This window comes from Pseudoduganella umbonata (assembly GCF_014192225.1).
Lineage (GTDB): Bacteria > Pseudomonadota > Gammaproteobacteria > Burkholderiales > Burkholderiaceae_D > Rugamonas > Rugamonas umbonata.
Window position 1 is genome coordinate 1 of record NZ_JACHXS010000019.1, and the last position, 21,724, is coordinate 21,724.

Annotated in this window: 15 protein-coding genes, 1 tRNA gene and 1 pseudogene; 13 read left to right on the forward strand and 4 right to left on the reverse strand. The window is 61.4% G+C overall.

Features of this window, described 5'->3' with window-relative positions; all coding sequences use genetic code 11:
• From FHS02_RS30485 to FHS02_RS30535, 11 genes and pseudogenes are all read left to right on the forward strand, one after another.
• Positions 1-117, forward strand: a 117-nt coding sequence (locus FHS02_RS30485; RefSeq protein WP_503826885.1) for an EF-Tu C-terminal domain-related protein, incomplete at its 5' end; no start/stop codon positions are given.
• 84 nt (positions 118-201) lie between these two features.
• Positions 202-277 (forward strand) — tRNA-Trp (locus FHS02_RS30490).
• Between the two features lie 36 nt (positions 278-313).
• Positions 314-697 carry a preprotein translocase subunit SecE gene (secE, locus tag FHS02_RS30495; RefSeq protein ID WP_137315703.1) on the forward strand — a complete coding sequence of 128 codons (384 nt, stop codon included), beginning with the start codon at positions 314-316 and terminating at the stop codon, positions 695-697.
• Entirely contained in the window at positions 698-1,324 is a 627-nt protein-coding gene (gene nusG / locus FHS02_RS30500; RefSeq protein WP_131148136.1) for a transcription termination/antitermination protein NusG, read from the forward strand.
• A 100-nt stretch (positions 1,325-1,424) separates the two neighbouring features.
• On the forward strand, positions 1,425-1,856 hold the full coding sequence (rplK, locus tag FHS02_RS30505; protein WP_130186598.1) for a 50S ribosomal protein L11: 432 nt from the start codon (positions 1,425-1,427) through the stop codon (positions 1,854-1,856).
• 2 nt (positions 1,857-1,858) lie between these two features.
• Positions 1,859-2,554, forward strand: a complete 696-nt coding sequence (gene rplA / locus FHS02_RS30510; protein ID WP_137315704.1) for a 50S ribosomal protein L1 — start codon at positions 1,859-1,861, stop codon at positions 2,552-2,554.
• A gap of 271 nt (positions 2,555-2,825) precedes the next feature.
• Positions 2,826-3,356, forward strand: coding sequence for a 50S ribosomal protein L10 (gene rplJ / locus FHS02_RS30515; protein ID WP_131149375.1), 531 nt, complete (start codon positions 2,826-2,828; stop codon positions 3,354-3,356).
• A 60-nt stretch (positions 3,357-3,416) separates the two neighbouring features.
• Positions 3,417-3,791 carry a 50S ribosomal protein L7/L12 gene (gene rplL, locus FHS02_RS30520; RefSeq protein ID WP_130186596.1) on the forward strand — a complete coding sequence of 125 codons (375 nt, stop codon included), beginning with the start codon at positions 3,417-3,419 and terminating at the stop codon, positions 3,789-3,791.
• Positions 3,792-4,147: 356 nt separating this feature from the next.
• Positions 4,148-8,257, forward strand: coding sequence for a DNA-directed RNA polymerase subunit beta (gene rpoB / locus FHS02_RS30525; RefSeq protein ID WP_137315705.1), 4,110 nt, complete (start codon positions 4,148-4,150; stop codon positions 8,255-8,257).
• Between the two features lie 69 nt (positions 8,258-8,326).
• On the forward strand, positions 8,327-12,568 hold the full coding sequence (rpoC, locus tag FHS02_RS30530) for a DNA-directed RNA polymerase subunit beta' (protein ID WP_137315706.1): 4,242 nt from the start codon (positions 8,327-8,329) through the stop codon (positions 12,566-12,568).
• Positions 12,569-12,643: 75 nt separating this feature from the next.
• A pseudogene (locus FHS02_RS30535) lies at positions 12,644-13,488 on the forward strand (DNA-directed RNA polymerase subunit beta'); the annotation flags it as partial.
• Positions 13,489-13,581: 93 nt separating this feature from the next.
• On the opposite strand, the gene FHS02_RS30540 reads toward FHS02_RS30535, so the two are convergent.
• Positions 13,582-13,761 carry a hypothetical protein gene (locus FHS02_RS30540; protein ID WP_137315707.1) on the reverse strand — a complete coding sequence of 60 codons (180 nt, stop codon included), beginning with the start codon at positions 13,759-13,761 and terminating at the stop codon, positions 13,582-13,584.
• A 137-nt stretch (positions 13,762-13,898) separates the two neighbouring features.
• On the reverse strand, positions 13,899-16,676 hold the full coding sequence (locus FHS02_RS30545) for a M16 family metallopeptidase (RefSeq protein ID WP_137315708.1): 2,778 nt from the start codon (positions 16,674-16,676) through the stop codon (positions 13,899-13,901).
• Positions 16,677-16,771: 95 nt separating this feature from the next.
• On the opposite strand from FHS02_RS30545, the gene FHS02_RS30550 reads away from it, so the two are divergent.
• Positions 16,772-17,380: a winged helix-turn-helix domain-containing protein gene (locus FHS02_RS30550; protein WP_137315709.1), complete on the forward strand. Its 609-nt coding sequence runs from the start codon at positions 16,772-16,774 to the stop codon at positions 17,378-17,380.
• A gap of 60 nt (positions 17,381-17,440) precedes the next feature.
• On the opposite strand, the gene FHS02_RS30555 is transcribed toward FHS02_RS30550, so the two are convergent.
• The gene (locus tag FHS02_RS30555) at positions 17,441-18,871 is read right to left on the reverse strand and encodes a sensor histidine kinase (protein WP_137315710.1); all 1,431 of its coding nucleotides are present in this window, start codon (positions 18,869-18,871) and stop codon (positions 17,441-17,443) included.
• Between the two features lie 202 nt (positions 18,872-19,073).
• On the opposite strand from FHS02_RS30555, the gene FHS02_RS30560 reads away from it, so the two are divergent.
• Positions 19,074-19,532, forward strand: a complete 459-nt coding sequence (locus FHS02_RS30560) for an acyl-CoA thioesterase (RefSeq protein WP_137315711.1) — start codon at positions 19,074-19,076, stop codon at positions 19,530-19,532.
• Between the two features lie 123 nt (positions 19,533-19,655).
• Here the strand turns inward: FHS02_RS30560 and FHS02_RS30565 are convergent, their stop codons facing one another.
• A complete protein-coding gene (locus FHS02_RS30565) occupies positions 19,656-21,470 on the reverse strand; it encodes a DUF885 domain-containing protein (protein WP_137315712.1) in 1,815 nt (604 codons plus the stop codon).
• Between the last annotated feature and the right edge of the window lie 254 nt (positions 21,471-21,724).

Below are 21,724 nucleotides of genomic sequence, written 5' to 3' on the forward strand. Positions count from 1 at the left end.
GTGTCGATCACCGTCAAGCTGATCTCCCCGATCGCGATGGAAGAAGGCCTGCGTTTCGCAATCCGTGAAGGCGGCCGTACCGTCGGCGCGGGTGTGGTAGCCAAGATTCTGGGCTAATTAGTAGTAAAGAGTCCGCCAAGTAATGCTGGCACCCAACAAAGTTGGGTGCTAGAATTACGGATTCCACTGTAAGTTTTACGTAGGGGCGTAGCTCAATTGGCAGAGCGTCGGTCTCCAAAACCGAAGGTTGGGGGTTCGATGCCCTCCGCCCCTGCCACCGAATTCTGGTGCAGGGCACCGAAAGTAAAAACGAATGTCTAATCAATCCGTGCAAACCGTTAGCACGAGCGGCGACAAGCTGAAAGTCGTGCTCGCGGTGGTTGCAGCGATTGCAGGCGTAGTCGGGTTCTTCTACCTGGCAGGTCAACCAACCCTGGTGCGGGCAGCTGCGCTTGTGGTTGGTTTGCTTATTTCCGTCGGCATTGCCTACACCTCCACCTCTGGTCGCGATTTCATCAATTTCTCGAAAGAAGCCGTTCGCGAAACCAAGAAAGTCGTCTGGCCTACGCGTAAAGAAGCAACGCAGATCACTCTGACCGTGTTCGCCTTCGTGGTGGTGATGGCGATGTTCCTGTGGGGAACGGATAAGCTGCTTGAATTCCTGTTGTACGATTTGATTCTTGGCTGGAAAAACTAAATGAGCGATAACGTGCAAGACGACGCAACCGATGTTCCTGTGCCAGGCGACGCGCCGGCGCAGGACGCGGCCGCTCCTGTCAGCGTACCGGTCAGCAATAAGCGCTGGTACGTCGTGCATGCTTATTCCGGCATGGAGAAAAGCGTGCAGCGTGCCCTGACCGAGCGTGTCGAACGCGCGGGCATGCAAGACCAGTTTGGCCAGATCCTGGTGCCGACTGAAGAGGTTGTCGAAGTAAAGAACGGTCAGAAATCCGTGACCGAACGCCGTTTCTTCCCGGGCTACGTGCTGGTGGAAATGGAAATGACGGACGAGACCTGGCACCTGGTGAAGAACACCGCCAAGGTCACCGGTTTCATCGGCGGCAAGTCGAACAAGCCGACGCCGATTCCGGCCCGCGAGATCGAAAAGATCATGACGCAGATGCAGGAAGGCGTCGAGAAGCCGCGGCCGAAAGTGCTGTACGAAGTGGGCGAGCAAGTCCGCATCAAGGATGGCCCGTTCACCGACTTCAACGGCAACGTCGAGGAAGTCAACTACGAGAAGTCCAAAGTGCGCGTCTCGGTCACCATCTTCGGCCGAGCCACTCCCGTCGAACTCGAATTCGGGCAGGTCGAGAAGGTCTGACCTGCTTCCCGCCTAACGGAGCGTTCAATCCGTACGAGGAGCCCTGCCAGTCAGTATCGGCGGGGCGCTACCACTCAAATCCAACGATAGGAAAGCCATCATGGCAAAGAAAATCATTGGCTTTATCAAGCTGCAAGTACCAGCTGGTAAGGCAAACCCGTCTCCTCCGATCGGCCCGGCACTGGGTCAGCGCGGCCTGAACATCATGGAATTCTGCAAGGCGTTCAACGCGCAGACCCAGGGCCTGGAACCAGGCATGCCGATTCCGGTGGTGATCACCGCCTTCGCGGACAAGTCCTTCACCTTCGTGATGAAGACCCCGCCGGCAACCTTCCTGATCAAGAAGCACTCGGGCGTGCAAAAAGGCTCTCCGAAGCCGCACACCGACAAGGTCGGCACGCTGACCCGCGCTCAAGCGGAAGAAATCGCTAAACTGAAAACCCCGGACCTGACCGCCGCCGACATGGAAGCCGCAGTGCGCACCATCGCTGGCTCCGCACGTTCGATGGGCATCACCGTTGAGGGCTTCTAATCATGGCAAAACTGTCCAAACGCGCTCAAGCCATCAAGGCTAAAGTAGACCGTACCAAGGTGTACGCTTTCGACAACGCTGTCACCCTGATCAAGGAACTGGCTACCGCCAAGTTCAACGAATCGATCGACGTGTCCGTCCAGCTGGGCGTGGACCCGAAGAAGTCGGATCAAGTGGTGCGTGGCTCCGTCGTGCTGCCAGCAGGCACCGGCAAGACCGTCCGCGTGGCCGTGTTCGCTTCCGGCGACAAGGCTGAAGCTGCACGCGCAGCTGGCGCCGACGTGGTCGGCATGGAAGACCTGGCAGAACGCGTGAAGGCCGGCGACATGCCGTTCGACATCGTGATCGCTTCGCCGGACACCATGCGTATCGTCGGTACCCTGGGCCAGATCCTGGGCCCGCGCGGCCTGATGCCGAACCCGAAAGTCGGCACCGTGACGCCTGACGTCGCTACCGCCGTCAAGAACGCGAAAGCTGGTCAAGTGCAATACCGTACCGACAAGGCCGGTATCATCCACGCGACCATCGGCCGTAAATCGTTCAGCGATGCCGATCTGAAGACCAACCTGGTCGCTCTGATCGAAGCCCTGAACAAGGCCAAGCCGGCCTCGTCGAAAGGCGTGTACCTGCGCAAGGTCTCGCTGTCGTCGACGATGGGCGCAGGCGTCCGTGTCGATCACGGCACGCTGGCTGCTTAAGTACAGTATTAAGTCCTCGGGCCTGCCAGGTAACTGAAGCAGGCGTGGGGCAGATCTTTGGGCTGGTGGATCCGCAAGGGTTCGCCAGGCAATCAAAGACCGTTGGGCTCAGTGCAGCAGGCAGGCACCGGGTTAATAGTCGGGGTAACACCCGTTCCCAACGCAGATGGTGTACCCGAACAAGTTTTGCAGTCCATTGGACTCCTAACCTCGGACGCCGTTGTTCGAAACCGATGCGGAAATTATTCTGCATCTCACAAGGAGATTGACCGTGGGTCTCAATCTGAATGACAAAAAGGCCGTTGTCGCCGAAGTTTCCGCAAAAGTAGCATCTGCGCAAACGATCGTCGTGGCTGAGTACCGTGGCATCCAGGTTGCTCACTTGACGAAACTCCGTGCAACCGCGCGTGCCCAGGGCGTGTACCTGCGTGTTCTGAAGAACACGCTGGCTCGTCGCTCTGTCGAAGGCACGCAGTTCGCCAACCTGGCCGATGCAATGACCGGTCCGCTGATCTACTCGATCTCGGATGATGCCGTGGCAGCAGCGAAAGTCATCAACGACTTCGCCAAAACCAACGACAAGCTGGTCGTCAAGGCAGGTAACTATGCAGGCAAGCAGCTCGACGTAGCTGGCGTGACTGCACTGGCAAGCATCCCGAGCCGTGAAGTCCTCATCTCGCAGCTGTTGGGCGTCATGCTGGCACCGGTTTCCGGCTTTGCACGTGGTCTGGCTGCACTGGCAGCCAAGAAGAGCGAAGGCTCCGAAGCTGCTCCGGCAGCCGAAGAAACCGCAGCGGCTTAATTGCCAAACGTTCTCGTCAAGTAATCAATCTGTAGCATACAAATCAATTAGGAGTTTCAAATGGCAATTAGCAAAGACGATATCCTGAACGCAGTGTCCGAAATGTCCGTGATGGACCTGAACGACCTGGTCAAGGCATTCGAAGAGAAGTTCGGCGTGTCGGCAGCTGCAATGGCAGCTCCGGCAGCTGGCGGCGGCGCTGCTGCTGCTGCTGTTGAAGAGCAGACCGAGTTCAACCTGGTGCTGACCGAAGTCGGCGCGAACAAAGTCGGCGTCATCAAGGCAGTTCGCGAAATCACCGGTCTGGGCCTGAAAGAAGCCAAAGACGTGGTTGACGGCGCACCGAAGACCGTGAAAGAAGCCCTGTCGAAAGCTGACGCAGAAGCCGGCAAGAAGAAGCTGGAAGATGCTGGCGCCAAGGCCGACCTGAAGTAATTTAGTATCATAGGCGCCGGTACTATTTAGCGCCCGAGCCAAAGCCCAGGCCCTCCCTCTTGAAGGGGGAGGGCCGGCTTTGGCTCCTTTGTCGTCCCTGCAGTATTTAGCAGCAGCAGTTACCAGAAGCAGTTTAGCAACATCAGTTTTAGTAGCACCAGTTTAGTAGTACCAGTTTTAGCAATACCAGTTTAGCAACACTGTTTAAAGCAGTATCCCTCGTCCCAGTACCTAGTCCCGACACGAGATGGTAGTGCCTTGAGGTTTCGCCTGAGTGCCGTTCGGTTTCCACCGATTGCAAGCATACAAGCCGAAACCTGAATTTTCTACCCTTTCCTGTCACTCACGGAGTGTCCATGCACTACTCATTTACTGAGAAGAAGCGCATCCGCAAATCATTCGCGAAGCGCGCCAACGTCCACAACGTTCCGTTCCTGCTGGCGACCCAGCTCGAGTCGTACGAAAACTTCTTGCAAGAGCACACTCCGGTGGCAACCCGCAAGAACGAAGGCCTGCAATCGGCCTTTACTTCCATCTTCCCGATCGTTTCGCACAACGGCTTTGCACGCCTGGAGTTCCTGTCCTACGTGCTGGGCGACCCCGCCTTCGACGTGAAAGAGTGCCAGCTCCGTGGCCTGACCTTCGCTTCCCCGCTGCGTGCGAAAGTGCGCCTGGTGATCCTGGACAAGGAATCGCCGACCAAGCCGGTCGTCAAGGAAATGAAGGAACAGGAAGTCTACATGGGCGAACTGCCCCTGATGACGACCACCGGTTCGTTCGTGATCAACGGCACCGAGCGTGTCATCGTGTCGCAGCTGCACCGTTCCCCGGGCGTGTTCTTCGAACACGACCGCGGCAAGACGCACTCGTCCGGCAAGCTGCTGTTCTCGGCCCGTATCATTCCTTACCGCGGCTCGTGGCTGGACTTCGAGTTCGACCCGAAGGACATCCTGTACTTCCGCGTCGACCGTCGCCGCAAGATGCCGGTATCGATCCTGCTGAAGGCCATCGGCATGACGCCGGAACAGATCCTGGCGAACTTCTTCGTGTTCGACAACTTCAACCTGCGCTCGGAAGGCGGCGAACTCGAGTTCGTGGCCGAACGCCTGCGCGGCGAAGTCGCGCGCTTCGACATCGTCAATCCGAAGGATGGCAAGACGATCGTCACGAAGGACAAGCGTATCAACGCCAAGCACGTGCGTGAAATCGAAGCTGCCGGTATCGCTCACATCTCCGTGCCGGAAGACTACCTGCTGGGCCGCGTGCTGGCCAAGAACATCGTCGATCCGGAAACGGGCGAAGTGGTGGCCTCGGCCAACGACGAGCTGACCGAAGAGCTGCTGAACCGCCTGCGCGACGCCAACATCTCCGCCATCCAGACGCTGTACACCAACGACCTGGACCAGGGTGCCTACATTTCGCAGACGCTGCGCATCGACGACACGGCCGACCAGAACGCCGCCCGCGTCGCGATCTACCGCATGATGCGTCCTGGCGAACCGCCGACCGAAGAATCGGTGGAAGCGCTGTTCAACGGCCTGTTCTACAGCGCCGACCGCTACGACCTGTCCGCCGTCGGCCGCATGAAGTTCAACCGCCGCATCGGCCGTGACGAACTGACCGGCGCAATGACGCTGGCCAACGAAGACGTGCTGGCCGTGATCAAGATCCTCGTCGAGCTGCGCAATGGCCGCGGCGAAGTCGACGATATCGATCACCTGGGTAACCGCCGCGTGCGCTGCGTGGGCGAACTGGCCGAAAACCAGTTCCGCGCCGGCCTGGTGCGCGTGGAACGCGCCGTCAAGGAACGCCTCGGCCAGGCCGAAGCGGACAACCTGATGCCGCATGACCTGATCAACAGCAAGCCGATTTCGGCCGCGATCCGCGAATTCTTCGGTTCGTCGCAGCTGTCGCAGTTCATGGACCAGACCAACCCGCTGTCCGAGATCACTCACAAGCGCCGTGTTTCCGCACTGGGCCCGGGCGGTCTGACGCGTGAACGCGCCGGCTTCGAGGTGCGCGACGTGCACCCGACCCACTACGGCCGCGTGTGCCCGATCGAAACGCCGGAAGGCCCGAACATCGGCCTGATCAACTCGCTGGCACTGTATGCCCGCCTGAACGAATACGGCTTCCTGGAAACCCCGTACCGCAAGGTCGAGAATTCCAAGGTCACCGACAAGATCGATTACCTGTCGGCGATCGAAGAAGGCCGCTACATCATTGCGCAGGCGAACGCCCGCATCAATGAAGAAGGCCAGCTGGACGACGAACTGGTGTCGGCCCGCGAAGCCGGCGAAACCATCCTGGTTTCCCCTGAGCGCATCCAGTACATGGACGTCGCACCGGGCCAGATCGTTTCCGTGGCAGCCTCGCTGATTCCGTTCCTGGAACACGATGACGCGAACCGTGCACTGATGGGCGCCAACATGCAGCGCCAGGCCGTGCCTTGCCTGCGCCCGGAAAAGGCGCTGGTCGGTACCGGTATCGAACGCACCGTGGCAGTCGACTCCGGCACCACCGTGCAGGCGCTGCGTGGCGGCGTGGTGGACTACATCGATGCAGGCCGCGTGGTGATCCGCGTCAACGACGAAGAGGCGCAAGCCGGTGAAGTCGGCGTGGACATCTACAACCTGATCAAGTACACCCGTTCGAACCAGAACACCAACATCAACCAGCGTCCGATCGTGCAAGTGGGCGACCGCGTGGCCAAGGGCGACGTGATCGCCGACGGCGCATCGACCGACCTGGGCGAGCTGGCACTGGGCCAGAACATGACCGTGGCCTTCATGCCATGGAACGGCCTGAACTTCGAGGATTCGATCCTGATCTCGGAAAACGTCGTCAAGGACGACCGTTACACCTCGATCCACATCGAAGAACTGTCCGTGGTCGCTCGCGACACCAAGCTGGGTGCCGAAGAAATCACCCGCGACATCTCGAACCTGGCGGAAAACCAGCTGGCCCGCCTGGACGAATCGGGCATCGTGTACATCGGCGCCGAAGTGCAGGCCGGCGACACGCTGGTCGGTAAAGTGACGCCGAAGGGCGAAACGCAACTGACGCCGGAAGAAAAGCTGCTGCGCGCGATCTTCGGCGAAAAAGCGTCCGACGTGAAAGACACGTCGCTGCGCGTGCCGTCGGGCATGGTCGGTACCGTGATCGACGTGCAAGTGTTCACCCGTGAAGGCATCCCGCGCGACAAGCGTGCCCAGCAGATCATCGACGACGAGCTGAAGCGCTACCGCCTGGACCTGAACGACCAGATGCGCATCGTCGAAGGCGATGCCTTCCAGCGTCTGGAAAAGATGCTGATCGGTAAAGTCGTCAACGGCGGTCCGAAGAAGCTGGCGAAGGGTGCCGCGATCACCAAGGAATACCTGGCCGACCTGGACAAGTACCACTGGTTCGACATCCGCCCGGCGGACGACGATGCGGCGACCGCGCTGGAAGCGATCAAGGAATCGATCAACGAGAAGCGCCACCAGTTCGACCTGGCCTTCGAAGAGAAGCGCAAGAAGCTGACGCAGGGCGACGAACTGCAGCCTGGCGTGCAGAAGATGGTCAAGGTCTACCTGGCCGTCAAGCGCCGCCTGCAGTCGGGCGACAAGATGGCGGGCCGCCACGGTAACAAGGGTGTGGTGTCGCGCATCGTGCCGGTGGAAGACATGCCATACATGGCCGACGGTACGCCGGCGGACGTGGTGCTGAACCCGCTGGGTGTTCCGTCCCGTATGAACGTGGGTCAGATCCTCGAGACCCACCTGGGCTGGGCAGCGAAGGGCCTGGGCATCCGTATCGGCGAAATGCTGGCACAGCAGATCAAGGTCGAAGAGATGCGCAAGTACCTGACGACCGTGTACAACGAGTCCGGCGCCAAGGAAGACATCGCCTCGCTGTCCGACGACGAGATCATGAAGCTGGCGGCCAACCTGAAGAAGGGTGTGCCGTTCGCGACGCCGGTGTTCGACGGTGCGCACGAATCGGAAATCCGCCGCATGCTGGACCTGGCGTATCCGGACGACATCGCCGCGAAGCTGGGCATGACCCCGTCCAAGAACCAGGTCACGATGTACGACGGCCGCACCGGCGAAGCATTCGAGCGCAAGGTCACCGTGGGCGTGATGCACATGCTGAAGCTGCACCACCTGGTCGACGACAAGATGCACGCCCGCTCGACCGGCCCGTACTCGCTGGTGACGCAGCAGCCGCTGGGTGGTAAAGCCCAGTTCGGCGGCCAGCGCTTCGGTGAGATGGAGGTGTGGGCACTGGAAGCGTACGGCGCATCGTACGTGCTGCAGGAAATGCTGACCGTGAAGTCCGATGACGTGAATGGCCGTACCAAAGTGTACGAAAACCTCGTCAAGGGCGATCACGTGATCGAGGCCGGCATGCCGGAATCGTTCAACGTGCTGGTGAAGGAAATCCGTTCCCTGGGTATCGACATCGACCTGGAACGCACCTAAGCCGCACGCCGCCCGACCAGCCTGGCTGGTCGGGCAACTTCAAGAATTCATCACTACCTGGAGTGATACATGAAAGCCCTGCTCGATTTATTCAAGCAAGTACAGACGAACGAGACCTTCGACGCGATCAAGATCGGTCTCGCCTCGCCTGAAAAAATCCGTTCGTGGTCCTACGGCGAAGTCAAGAAGCCGGAAACCATCAACTACCGTACCTTCAAGCCCGAGCGTGATGGCCTGTTCTGCGCCAAGATCTTTGGCCCGATCAAGGACTACGAGTGCCTGTGCGGCAAGTACAAGCGCCTGAAGCACCGCGGCGTGATCTGCGAAAAGTGCGGCGTGGAAGTCACGCTGGCCAAGGTGCGCCGCGAGCGCATGGGCCACATCGAACTGGCTTCGCCGGTCGCCCACATCTGGTTCCTGAAGTCGCTGCCGTCGCGCCTGGGCATGGTGCTGGACATGACGCTGCGCGATATCGAACGCGTGCTGTACTTCGAGGCATATGTCGTGACCGATCCGGGCATGACGCCGCTGAAGAAGTGCCAGATCATGTCGGAAGACGACTACGCCGCCAAGTACGAAGAGTACGGCGACGACTTCACCGCCTTCATGGGTGCCGAGGGCATCCGTGAACTGCTGCGCTCGATCGACATCCACCGCGATGCCGAAACGCTGCGCGTGGAACTGAAGGAATCGAAGTCCGAAGCGAAGATCAAGAAATACGCCAAGCGCCTGAAAGTGCTGGAAGCGTTCCAGCGTTCCGGCATCAAGCCGGACTGGATGATCATGGAAGTGCTGCCGGTGCTGCCGCCGGAACTGCGTCCGCTGGTCCCGCTGGATGGCGGCCGTTTCGCCACGTCCGACCTGAACGACCTGTATCGCCGCGTCATCAACCGTAATAACCGCCTGAAGCGCCTGATGGAACTGCGCGCACCGGAAATCATTACGCGTAACGAAAAGCGCATGCTGCAGGAAGCAGTGGACTCGCTGCTGGACAACGGCCGTCGCGGCAAGGCGATGACTGGCGCCAACAAGCGTCCGCTGAAGTCGCTGGCTGAAATGATCAAGGGCAAGGGCGGCCGTTTCCGCCAGAACTTGCTGGGCAAGCGCGTCGACTACTCGGGCCGTTCGGTCATCGTGGTGGGTCCGCAGCTGAAACTGCACCAGTGCGGCCTGCCGAAGCTGATGGCCCTCGAGCTGTTCAAGCCGTTCATCTTCAACAAGCTGGAACTGATGGGTCTGGCGACCACGATCAAGGCCGCCAAGAAGCTGGTCGAGCAGCAGGAGCCGGTCGTCTGGGACATCCTGGAAGACGTGATCCGCGAACACCCGATCATGCTGAACCGTGCGCCGACGCTGCACCGCCTGGGTATCCAGGCATTCGAGCCGGTACTGATCGAAGGCAAGGCCATCCAGCTGCACCCGCTGGTCTGCGCCGCGTTCAACGCCGACTTCGACGGTGACCAGATGGCAGTCCACGTGCCGCTGTCGATCGAGGCACAGATGGAAGCGCGCACGCTGATGCTGGCGTCGAACAACATCCTGTTCCCATCGAACGGCGAACCGTCGATCGTGCCGTCCCAGGATATCGTGCTGGGTCTGTACTACGCGACCCGCGAGGCGATCAACGCCAAGGGCGAAGGCATGCTGTTCCCGGACGTGTCGGAAGTGATCCGCGCGTACGACAACAAGGAAGTCGAGCTGGCCACCCGCATCACCGTGCGTATCGTCGAGAATCCACGCGATCCGGCGACGGGCGAGTTCGTCCGCACGCTGACCCGTTATGAAACGACGGTCGGCCGCGCGATCCTGTCCGAGATCCTGCCGAAAGGCCTGCCGTTCAGCGTGCTGAACCGCCCGCTGAAGAAGAAAGAGATCTCGAAGCTGATCAACACGTCGTTCCGCAAGTGCGGCCTGCGCGCCACCGTGGTGTTCGCCGACCAGCTGATGCAGTCGGGCTTCCGCCTGGCAACCCGCGCCGGTATCTCGATCTGCGTGGACGACATGCTGGTGCCGCTGGAGAAGAAGACGCTGATCGCGACCGCCGAGTCGGAAGTGAAGCAGATCGAACAGCAGTACGCTTCCGGTCTGGTGACCGCGGGCGAGCGCTACAACAAGGTCGTCGACATCTGGGGCAAGACCTCGGACGAAGTCGGCAAGGCGATGATGGACCAGCTGAAGGTGGAAGACGTCGTCAAGCGCGACGGCACCAACACCACGCAGGAATCGTTCAACGCGATTTACATGATGGCCGACTCGGGCGCCCGCGGTTCCGCAGCGCAGATTCGCCAGCTGGCCGGTATGCGCGGCCTGATGGCGAAGCCGGACGGTTCCATTATCGAAACGCCGATTACCGCGAACTTCCGCGAAGGCCTGAACGTTCTGCAGTACTTCATCTCGACCCACGGCGCTCGTAAAGGCCTGGCGGATACGGCACTGAAGACGGCAAACTCGGGTTACCTGACGCGCCGCCTGGTCGACGTGACGCAGGATCTGGTCGTGATCGAAGACGATTGCGGCACCTCAAACGGCACGCTGATGAAGGCGATGGTCGAAGGCGGTGAAGTCATCGAGGCACTGCGCGACCGTATCCTGGGCCGCGTGGCGAACAACGACGTGGTCAATCCTGAAACCCAGGAAACCGTGTACGAAGCCGGCACGCTGCTGGACGAAGACATGGTCGAAGACATCGAACGCATGGGCATCGACGAAGTCAAGGTCCGCACGCCGCTGACCTGCGACACCCGTTTCGGCCTGTGCGCGAAGTGCTACGGCCGCGACCTGGGCCGCGGCCAGCTGGTCAACACCGGCGAAGCCGTCGGTGTGGTGGCGGCACAGTCGATCGGCGAGCCGGGTACCCAGCTGACGATGCGTACGTTCCACATCGGTGGTGCGGCATCGCGCGCAGCCGTGGCCTCGTCCGTCGAAGCCAAGTCGAACGGCACCGTGCGCTTCACCGCCACGATGCGTTACGTCACCAACGGCAAGGGCGCCCAGATCGTCATTTCGCGTTCCGGCGAAGTGCTGATCACGGACGACCATGGCCGTGAGCGCGAGCGCCACAAGGTGCCGTATGGCGCCACGCTGATCGTCAAGGATGGCATGACCATCAAGGCCGGCGTGCCGCTGGCAACGTGGGATCCGCTGACCCGTCCGATCATTACGGAATACGCCGGTACCGTGCGTTTCGAGAACGTCGAAGAAGGCGTGACCGTGGCTCGCCAGGTGGACGAAGTGACCGGTCTGGCAACGCTCGTCGTGATCGACGCGAAGCGCCGCGGTTCGCTGACGAAGACCGTTCGTCCGCAGGTGAAACTGCTGAACGAAGAAGGCGCGGAAGTGAAGATCGCCGGCACCGAACACGCCGTGGCGATCGGCTTCCAGGTCGGCGCGCTGATCATGGTGAAGGATGGCCAGCAGGTGTCGGTGGGTGAAGTGCTGGCACGTATCCCGACCGAATCGCAGAAGACCCGCGACATTACCGGTGGTCTGCCGCGCGTTGCCGAACTGTTCGAAGCACGTTCGCCGAAAGACGCCGGCATGCTGGCGGAAGTCACCGGTACGGTGGCGTTCGGTAAGGAGACGAAGGGCAAGCAGCGCCTGGAAATCACCGACATGGACGGCAACAAGCACGAGTTCCTGATCACGAAGGACAAGCAGGTGCTGGTGCACGACGGCCAGGTGGTGAACAAGGGCGAGATGATCGTGGACGGCCCGGCCGATCCGCAAGACATCCTGCGCCTGCTGGGTATCGAAGCGCTGGCCCGCTACATCGTCGACGAAGTGCAGGACGTGTACCGTCTGCAGGGTGTGAAGATCAACGACAAGCACATCGAGGTGATCGTTCGCCAGATGCTGCGCCGTGTCCAGATCACCAATGCCGGCGACACCGACTACATCGTCGGCGAGCAGGTGGAACGTTCGGAGCTGCTGGACGAGAACGACAAGATGAATGCCGTGGCGAAGCTGCCGGCAACGTACGAAAACGTGCTGCTGGGTATTACCAAGGCATCGCTGTCGACGGACTCGTTCATCTCTGCCGCATCGTTCCAGGAAACCACGCGCGTGCTGACCGAAGCTGCGATCATGGGCAAGCGCGATGGTCTGCGCGGCCTGAAGGAAAACGTGATCGTCGGCCGCCTGATCCCTGGCGGTACCGGCCTGGCCTTCCACCGCGCCCGTCGCGAGAAGGAAGTCTGGGAAGCGGAAGAACGCAACGCCCTGCTGCAAGCCGAGCGCGCAGCCCAGGCGAGCACGGAGCTGGAAGCGCTGGAAACCCCGGCCGAACAGCACCACGAGGGCGGCGAAGGCTGATCCTCCTTGTAGCCTTCGGGCTGCATACAAAAACGGCACCGAAAGGTGCCGTTTTTTTTAACTGTCAGCCGCGGCATTGCCAGCAGTCTGCCGGGCGTTGCCGAACTGTTCGAAACCCATTCGCCGCAGGATGTTGGCATGCTGGCGGAAGTCACCGGTACGGTGGCGTTCGGTAAGAGACGAAAGGCAATCAGCACCTGCAAATCACCGACATGGTCAGCCACAAGCATGAGTTCTTGATCACGAAGGACAAGCAGGTGCTGGTGCACGACGGCCAGGTGGTGAACAAGGGCGAGATGATCGTGGACGGCCCGGCCGATCCGCAAGACATCCTGCGCCTGCTGGGTATCGAAGCGCTGGCTCGCTACATCGTCGACGAAGTGCAGGACGTGTACCGTCTGCAGGGCGTGAAGATCAACGACAAGCACATCGAGGTGATCGTTCGCCAGATGCTGCGCCGCGTCCAGATCACCAACGCCGGCGACACCGATTACATCGTCGGCGAGCAGGTGGAACGTTCGGAACTGCTGGACGAGAACGACAAGATGAATGCCGTGGCGAAGCTGCCGGCCACGTACAGGATACCAAAGCGCGTGCTGCTGGGTATTACCAAGGCATCGCTGTCGACGGACTCGTTCATCTCGGCCGCATCGTTCCAGGAAACCACCCGCGTGCTGACCGAAGCTGCGATCATGGGCAAGCGCGATGGTCTGCGCGGCCTGAAGGAAAACGTGATCGTCGGCCGCCTGATCCCTGGCGGTACCGGCCTGGCCTTCCACCGCGCCCGTCGCGAGAAGGAAGTCTGGGAAGCGGAAGAACGCAACGCCCTGCTGCAAGCCGAGCGCGCAGCCCAGGCGAGCACGGAGCTGGAAGCGCTGGAAACCCCGGCCGAACAGCACCACGAGGGCGGCGAAGGCTGATCCTCCTTGTAGCCTTCGGGCTGCATACAAAAACGGCACCGCAAGGTGCCGTTTTTTTTCGCCTGGGTTTCTGCCGCCAGACTACGAAAGCGGCTAGCGCCGCTGCTGCACCGCACTGGCAGCATTCTCGTCCGGGGGCGCCGCGGCATTCGTCTCCACGAGGACGAGGTAATTCCCGGCACTTGCCGGCTCCCAGCGCCACTCGGCGGCAATGACCATCGTTGCGATCGTTCCCATCAGGATGGCAATGGCCTGCCAGTGCGTGCGGTTCATGGATACTCCCCCTGTCGTTATCGGATACTGCTGGGCATGAAGCTTATTAATGCCAGCAGGAAACGCCATCCTAGTCAGCCGGCAAGCCGCCATTTTGATCTGGCGCAAACATTGCCCATCATCATTAATGTGCCCGCTTACCGCACCGGGTTGCCGTCGTTATCCAGCACCACGATTTCTCCCCAGCCCAGCGCGCGGATTCCCGGCTCGATCTTCTTGAGGTCGCCTACCACCAGCCACACCACGTCGTCCGGCCGGATGAATTTGCCGGCGGCGCCGGCCAATTGCGGTGCCTGCAAGGCGCGCATATTGGCGGCGTAGTTCGCCCAGTAATCTTCCGGCAGCCCCAGGTTGATCGTCTCCAGCGCCGCCGATTCCAGCGCACCGATGGTTTCAAAGCGCCCGGCCAGGCGCGACGTCATATTGCGCATGATGCTCGTGAACTCGTCGCCGGCGATCGGCCGCTTGCCGGCGATGTCGCGGATTTCCTTGTTCACTTCGATCAGCGATTCCTTTGTCTTGTCCGACTGCACGGCGATCAGCGTGAAGAAATTGCGCGGGCCGCGCACGCTGGTCAGCCGGCCGAAGCCGCCGTAGCTCCAGTGCTTGTCCAGCCGCAGGTTGCGGTTCAGGCGGGACGTCGCCATGCCGCCGAAGTTCTGCATCACCGGTTCCATCGCCAGGTCTTCCGGCTGGCCCGGCGGCAGCGACAGGTGGCCGGCCAGGATGGTCGATTGCAGCGCATCGGGCTTGTCGATCAGGTAGATCTTCTTCGCTGGAGCCGCCGCGGGTGCCGTGGCGGCAGCTTTCGCGGGAGCGCTGCCGGGCCGCCACTTGCCGAACGACGCTTCCAGCAGCGGCACCACCTGCGCCAGCGTGGTGTCGCCGGTGACGACGATCGTCGTGTTGCCGGGCTGGAACCATGCGCCATGCCAGCGAACGAGATCGTCACGCGAAAGGCTCGCCACCGAGCTTTCGAAGCCCGAAGCGGGCAGCGCGTAGCTGCTGCCGGCGCCATACAGGATGGCGGGCAAGGTACGCAGCGCCAGCGCATTCGGCTGCGCCTTTTCCTGCGCGATGCCGGCCAGCCGGCGCTGCTTTGCCAGCGCGAACTGGTCGGCCGGGAAAGCCGGCGCCAGTACCGCTTCGGCCAGCAGCGCCAGCGATGGCGCCAGGTTCGCGGCGGTGGCGTGCAGCCGTACCGCCGACATGTCCGGGCCCGTGCCGGTGTACAGGCGCGCACCCAGCGATTCGAGCGCATCGGACATCTGGTAGGCGTCGCGTGTCTTGTTGCCGATGCGGGTCCCCTTGTCGAGCAATTCCAGCGTCAGCGAGGCCAGCCCGGCTTTCTCGGGCGTATCGGCCGCCGTGCCGGCATCGATCGCCAGCGCCACGTTGACGATCGGCGCCGAGTGGCGTTCCAGCAGCACCACTTTCAGGCCGTTCGACAGCGTGGCCTTCTGCATTGCGGGAAACTTCACGTCGGGCGCGTCACCGAGTGCAGGCAGCACCTTGCGATCGACCGTGGAGGCCGCCGCGGACACCTTGGCGAACGGTTTCACCGTCATTGCGTAGTAGGGCGCGCGCAACCATTGCGCCGCGGCCGCCTTCAGCGCGGCTGGCTGGGCGGCGGACAATGTGTCGAGCTGCTTCAGGTAGGCGTCCGGCGTGCCGCCATAGGTCATGCTTTCGGCCAGTACGTCCGAGCGGCCGCCGAAACCGCCCAGGCGTTCGATGCCGCGTGCGAATGCCGCCAGCGTGCCGGCCTTGACACGCGCCACTTCCGGCGCGGTCGGCCCCTTGTCCAGCAGTTCGGCCAGCACCGCATCGAGTTCCTGTTCCACCAATGCCGGGTCGACACCGGGCGTGACCGTGACGGCGATGTCGAACGTGCTCGACAGTTCGCTGACGTCGACGCCTGCCGACACGCCCGTTGCCAGCTTCTTCTCGTCGATCAGCCGGCGGTTCAGCCGGGCATTTTTCGAATTGGCCAGCACGTCGGACACCATGCCGAGCTTCACCACGTCGCGGTCGCGCCAGCCCGGCACATGCCAGCTGCGGTAGATGCGCGCCTGCGGCACGCGGTCTTCCATTTCGTCGCGCACAGTGCGCTCGAGCCGCGGAATCCACGCCTCCAGGCGCGGCAGCGGCGGCCCGGGCGGGATCGACTCGAAGTATTTCTTCACGAGCGCCAGCGCGCGTTCCGGGGTGATGTCGCCGGCCAGCGAAATGACCGCGTTATTCGGACCGTAATAGGTGCGGTACCACTCGCGGATATCGTCCAGCGATGCGGCTGCCAGGTCGTCCATGCTGCCGATCACCGGCCACGAATAGGGATGCGAATACGGGTACATCTTGGCCGACTTTTCCAGGTGCACCCGGCCATACGGCTGGTTCTCTCCCTGGCGTTTTTCGTTCTGCACCACGCCCCGTTCGCGCTCCAGCATTTCCTTGGAAATGTAATTGCCGAGAAAACCCATCCGGTCCGCTTCCAGGTACAGCGTGCGTTCGAGCGCGGACACGGGCACGTCCTCGAAGAAATTGGTGCGGTCGGTATTGGTGGTGCCGTTGCGGTTATTGGCACCCAGGTCATCCATCGCTTCGCGGAAGCCGTGCGGATGGTTTTCCGAGCCGTTGAAGAAGAAGTGCTCGAACAGGTGCGCAAAGCCGGTCTTGCCGCGCTTTTCGTTGCGCGAGCCCACGTGGTACCAGATATTCACGCCGACCACCGGCACGCTGTGGTCTTCATGCACGATCAGCGTCAGGCCGTTCTGCAGCACGAATTTCTTGTGGGGGATGACATAAGCCTGCCGTTGATAGGGCGCAGCAGCCGGGGTATTGATAGCCGGCGGTGCGGCCAGGGTTCCAGCGCTGATGCAAGCCGCCAGCAAGGCGAAGATAAGCGTGCGTTTCATGGGGCTCCCCGAGGTGACGGACCAGGGGCATTGTAGCGTGTCGAAACGGCAATAACGCGCCGATCGCCTGCGGTCATCATGCTAATATTTGGTCCATGATCCCATCGGCCCTGTTTACTCCCGCCCAGCAAAAACTGCTGGGCTTGTTGTTTGTGCGCGTAAACGAAGGATTCCACCTGAACGAAATCATGCGCCAGACGGGGCTCGGCAGCGCATCGGCGCAGCGCGAATTGAAGCGGCTGCACGAGTCCGGCCTGATTGTGTCGGAACGGATCGGCAATGTGCGCCAGTTCCGGCCGAACAAGGACAGTCCCGTTTATGAAGAACTGACGAGCATCGTCAAGAAAACCTTTGGCCTGCTCAGCGTGCTGCACTCCACGCTGGGGCCGCTGCGCAAGTCGCTGAACGTGGCTTTTGTGTACGGGAAAACGGCCAGGGAACACGAACCGACATCGGATGCCGTCGAGCTGTTGCTGATCGGCGAAAACACCACGTATGGGGAGCTGCTGAGCCGGATGCCGGTGGCGGAGCGGCTATTGCGCCGCAAGATCAATCCCAATCTGTATTCACTGCCCGATTTCAAGCGGCGCGTACGCGAACAGCAGGGTTTCATCCTGAACGTGCTGGAAGAGCGCAAGATGTTCGTGCTGGGAGATGAAACGGACCTGGATCGCATCGTGCAGGATGCGCAGGCGGACATATAGACAGACAGGCAGGCAGACGAGCAGGCAGCAACCAGACAAATAGCAAAAAGCGCTGGACGCTCACTTGGCCCGGTCGGGCAGCGGCAGGTCGTCGGCCAGGCGCTGGCCCGTGGCCTGCGCCGGCAACGCGCGCTCCAGCGGGAAACCCACCGCGAACCGGGTATACCGGCCCACCTCGGATTCGCAGGAGATCGTGCCGCCGAATGCCGTCACCACCTTGTGGCAAAACGCCAGGCCCATGCCGGTGCCGCCACCGGTCTTGCGCGTCGTATAGAACGGCTCGAATACATGCGGCAGCACGTCGGCGGCAATGCCGTGGCCCGTATCGGTAACGACCAGCATGTTCTGGTCGAAGTCCCGGTAGCATTCGATCACCACGGCACCTTCGCCCTTGGATTTCAGCGCGTGCAGCGCGTTTTTCAGCAGGTTGTACAGCACGTAGACGAGCAGCGTGTCCGACCCATGGAAGCGGAAGTCGTCGCTCAGCCGCACGCTGACCCTGGCCCGTTCGCGCTCCGCGAACGGGTAGCAGGCCAGTGCTTCGTCGATCACTTTTTTTACCGAATGCATCGAGAAACTGTCGCGTTCAAGCGAGCCCACGCGGGCCGATGCCAGCAGCATGTCGACGATGAAATTCGACCGGGATACTTCCGCCTCGATGTGCCGCGCGATCTCGCTCAGGTATTCCAGCTGCTCCTCGTTCAAGCCGGGAGCCTGCGAGCGCCGGTAGCCGGCAATCAGTTCCGGCAGGCTGCGCGCCAGCACGCGCGACTGGCTGCGAATCGTCGCCAGCGGCGTGCGCACCTCGTGCGCGATGCTGGCCGCCGTGGCCAGCGGATCGGCCAGCAGGTTGTGCCGCACCATGGCCTGGGCGATCAGCCCCAGGCTGGCGGCAATGAACAGCACGCCCGGCGGGTAAAACTCGACGCCGTAATTGCACAGGTAATCGATGGATGCCACGGCGTAGATGAGGATACTGACGAGGCAGTAGCGCAGCCGCGCCTTTTCCGTCGACAGCGCCACCTGCTGGCGGCGGTACAGCAGGTACAGTCCGCGCAGGATCACGGCCGCCGTCTGGACCAGGTGCACAGGGTGCAGCCAGCCGGCGCGCGGATAAAAGCCGTAGAAATAGGGATACAGGCCGGACAGCAGCCAGTCGGTCGTGGGGATCAGTAACGCCAGCACGCCGGCCAGAGCATAACTGGCTTGCACGAACGGACGCTCGCTGCGGCGGCCCGTCAGTTCCGCGATGAAGTGGTACAGCGTGGTAGGCAGGAACAGGATCGGCAGGTAACCCAGGCGCACCAGCATCAGCGCCGTGTCGGCATTCGTCACCTGGAACATCAACGCCCATGCGGCCTGCCAGCAGAACGTGGTAATGCAAATGAGGAAGAAGGTCAGGCTGGCACGATTGACGCCGCGCGAATTCAGCACATATACGCCGTAGCTGATGAATACCAGCGATACCAATCCCGGCAAGATCGAATACATGCGCGCTCCTTGGGGCGATTACAGTGAACAGGCAAGCGATCTTAGCAACAGAAAATAGCGAAGTGCGTACCGTGTTCCCCGTAAGTAGCTAAACATTGCGTTTAGTCAAAAGCGAATAATGCTTTACGGCAAAAAGTAGAGGTGTTCGGCATCGTGTCGAGCACCTGCCGGCGGCCCGGCGCCCACTACTCAGGAGAAGGTTATGTTTATGCATGCCAATGTCGCGAACGATGCCAGCATGAATGCAGAGCTGACGTTCCATCATCAGCTGTCGATCTATCTCAAAGACTCGAATGCTTATGGAAACACGTATTTTGCGCGCTATTTCGAGTGGCAGGGCATCTGCCGCGAAAAATGGTTCTACGAGTGCATTTCACGCGACATGTTGCAGCAGGAGGGGGTATTCATCACCAAGCATGCCGAGCAGGATTTTTTGCAGGAAACCTTCCCCTTCCAGGACATCACCTGCGAAGTCAACAGCTACGACATCAAGCGCTGCTCGTTCTGGCTCGAATTCCGCTTCCATGCCAACGGCGAACTGGTGGCCAGAGGGCGCCAGCAACTCGTATTCGCCAGTCACACCAAGCAGATCAAGGCATTGCCGGAACTGGTCCTGAAACGCATCGGACGTTACGCATTGAAAAACAAGGGCGGAAAATAACGGTGGGACCAGCCACTGTCCCGGCGCGACTTTCGCCGCACCGGCCGGACAGCAGGCATCGATCTTATCCTGGCAAAAACACGCGCGCCCAAACAATGCAGCGTATTGCCCAGGTAGTGTCGATCACGGCACGCGCTGCTGCGCGATCCAACCGTCGATCTTCTCTTCAAGCAAACTCAGCGGCAATGTGCCGTCACCCAGCACCTGCTCGTGAAACGCCGGCAGGCTGAACCTGTCACCCAGCGCCGCTTGCGCCCGCTGCCGTAATTCCATGATCTTCAACGCGCCGATCTTGTACGCCAGTGCCTGGCCCGGCCACGCCATATAGCGTTCCGTTTCGCTGCGCGCCACCGCGTCGTAACCCAGCGTGTCCTTCATGTACTGGATCGTTTGCTCGCGGGTCCAGCCTTTCGCGTGCATGCCGGTATCGACCACCAGGCGCGTCGCACGCAGCAGTTCATCGTTCAGGTGGCCGAAGTACTGGGCCGGATCGTCGAACAGGCGCATCTCACGCCCCAACGTTTCCGCATACAGCGCCCAGCCTTCGGTGAATGCCGTGTTGCCGCCGAACTTGCGGAAGTTCGGCAAGCCCAGTTCCTGCATCAGCGCGATGTGGAAGTGGTGGCCCGGCTTGCCTTCGTGCAGGAACAGCGTCGTCATGCCCGTGCTGCCGTATTTGGCGGGATCGGTGACGACGGACCAGAACACGCCTGGCCGCGAACCGTCCGCCGCCGGCGCCGTGTAATGGTCGGATGCCGTATCGCGCGACAGTTCGGGCTCCAGCCGCAGGTCCAGCCTGGCCTTCGGCAGCAGCGTGAACATGGCCGGCAGCTTCTCGTCGAGCACGCCGTCCAGCTTGCGGTAGACAGCCTGCACCTCGTCCTCGGTCTTGAACGGGAAGAAACGCGGCTGTTGCGAAACCCACACCGGCAAACCGGCCGGCGGCCCGTCATAGCCCAGTTGCGGCCCCAGCTTGGCGAACTCGGCCTGGATGCGTGCCACTTCCTTCAGGCCGATCTCGTGGATGGCCTCGGGTGCCAGGTCGGTCGTGGTGGACTCGGCCACGCGCACGGCGTACCAGGCGCTGCCGTTCGGCACTGCCGAAAATCCGGTGGAGGTGCGGCAGGCCGGAATATAGTCGTTCTCGATGAACGCGGCCAGCTTCGCCAGCGCGGGCTGCAGCCGGGCGACGGCGGCGCGGTAATCGGCGGTCAGCCGCGCCTTGTCGGCAGCGGAAAAGCCGGCGGGCATGCGCTTGACGGGCGAGTAGTAAATGCTGTCTTCCGGTACCGTGCTGACCAGCTTCCGGAACTGCGGCAGCGCCGAGACCATGATGGCCTTCGGTTGCGTGACGCCGGTGCGCATGCCTTCCCGCATGTTGGCGACGGCCTGGTCGATCCATGCCGGCAGTTGCGTGAGCCGGTTCAGGTAAGCGCGGTATTGCTTGACGTTGGTCAGCGGCTGCGATGCCTCGCCGCTGGCAAAGTTCGCCAGCGTCACCGGCAGGCTGTCCATCTGGCTGACCGGCAGCAGATGGCCTGGATACGGTTCGTACGACAGCAGCGTCTTCAGTTCGAACGCCAGCACGTCGTAGTTGATCCGGTCGCGGTGCGTCAGCTTGTTGCGGTCGATCGTTCCCAGGCGGCGGGTGTAGTCGCGGTAGCGGGCGAACTGCCTGGCGCGCTCGGCCGGCGCGATGGCCATGCCGATCTGGTCGTCGAAGCGGTTGTCGCCGTTGTCGGTCGCGTACACCGGTTCGAAGCGGGCGATGGCGTCGTAGTACTCGTCCGCCAGCGCCAGGAATTTACGGCTTTCGGCGTCGGATACGGCTGCCGATACCTTGCCGGCGGGCTGCGCCGCTGCGGGGGCGGCGTGGACCGGTCCAAAGGCCAGCAGCAGGGCGGCGGCCAGGGCGCCCAGGGTGATGCGAGATGTCATGCGTGATTTCCGAATATGAATGATTCAAACGGCGCAAGCATAAGCGATCTGTCGCGGCGGCGGAACGGATTTGTCGCCAACGGTTCGGGAAACTGTATTGATTTGTCGCGACGGTAGGAATGGCGAATCAATGCATTTAAACTAACTTTCAGTCTGGGCCCGGGCTGACCACCTCATCGGATTCATCACGCTGATTCAGCGTTCGATTCATTGTTGATCTCAACCTCGAATCTCAACCTCGAACTAAGGAAAAT

What these genes read in the sequence shown, in the direction of transcription:
- rpoB (WP_137315705.1), top strand. Translation starts at nt 4,148, where the DNA reads ATGCACTACTCATTTACTGAGAAGAAGCGCATCCGCAAATCATTCGCG.
- rpoC (WP_137315706.1), top strand. Translation starts at nt 8,327, where the DNA reads ATGAAAGCCCTGCTCGATTTATTCAAGCAAGTACAGACGAACGAGACC.
- secE (WP_137315703.1), top strand. Translation starts at nt 314, where the DNA reads ATGTCTAATCAATCCGTGCAAACCGTTAGCACGAGCGGCGACAAGCTG.
- FHS02_RS30550 (WP_137315709.1), top strand. Translation starts at nt 16,772, where the DNA reads ATGATCCCATCGGCCCTGTTTACTCCCGCCCAGCAAAAACTGCTGGGC.
- FHS02_RS30540 (WP_137315707.1), bottom strand. Translation starts at nt 13,761, where the DNA reads ATGAACCGCACGCACTGGCAGGCCATTGCCATCCTGATGGGAACGATC.
- nusG (WP_131148136.1), top strand. Translation starts at nt 698, where the DNA reads ATGAGCGATAACGTGCAAGACGACGCAACCGATGTTCCTGTGCCAGGC.
- rplA (WP_137315704.1), top strand. Translation starts at nt 1,859, where the DNA reads ATGGCAAAACTGTCCAAACGCGCTCAAGCCATCAAGGCTAAAGTAGAC.
- FHS02_RS30565 (WP_137315712.1), bottom strand. Translation starts at nt 21,470, where the DNA reads ATGACATCTCGCATCACCCTGGGCGCCCTGGCCGCCGCCCTGCTGCTG.
- FHS02_RS30545 (WP_137315708.1), bottom strand. Translation starts at nt 16,676, where the DNA reads ATGAAACGCACGCTTATCTTCGCCTTGCTGGCGGCTTGCATCAGCGCT.
- FHS02_RS30555 (WP_137315710.1), bottom strand. Translation starts at nt 18,871, where the DNA reads ATGTATTCGATCTTGCCGGGATTGGTATCGCTGGTATTCATCAGCTAC.
- rplK (WP_130186598.1), top strand. Translation starts at nt 1,425, where the DNA reads ATGGCAAAGAAAATCATTGGCTTTATCAAGCTGCAAGTACCAGCTGGT.
- rplL (WP_130186596.1), top strand. Translation starts at nt 3,417, where the DNA reads ATGGCAATTAGCAAAGACGATATCCTGAACGCAGTGTCCGAAATGTCC.
- FHS02_RS30560 (WP_137315711.1), top strand. Translation starts at nt 19,074, where the DNA reads ATGTTTATGCATGCCAATGTCGCGAACGATGCCAGCATGAATGCAGAG.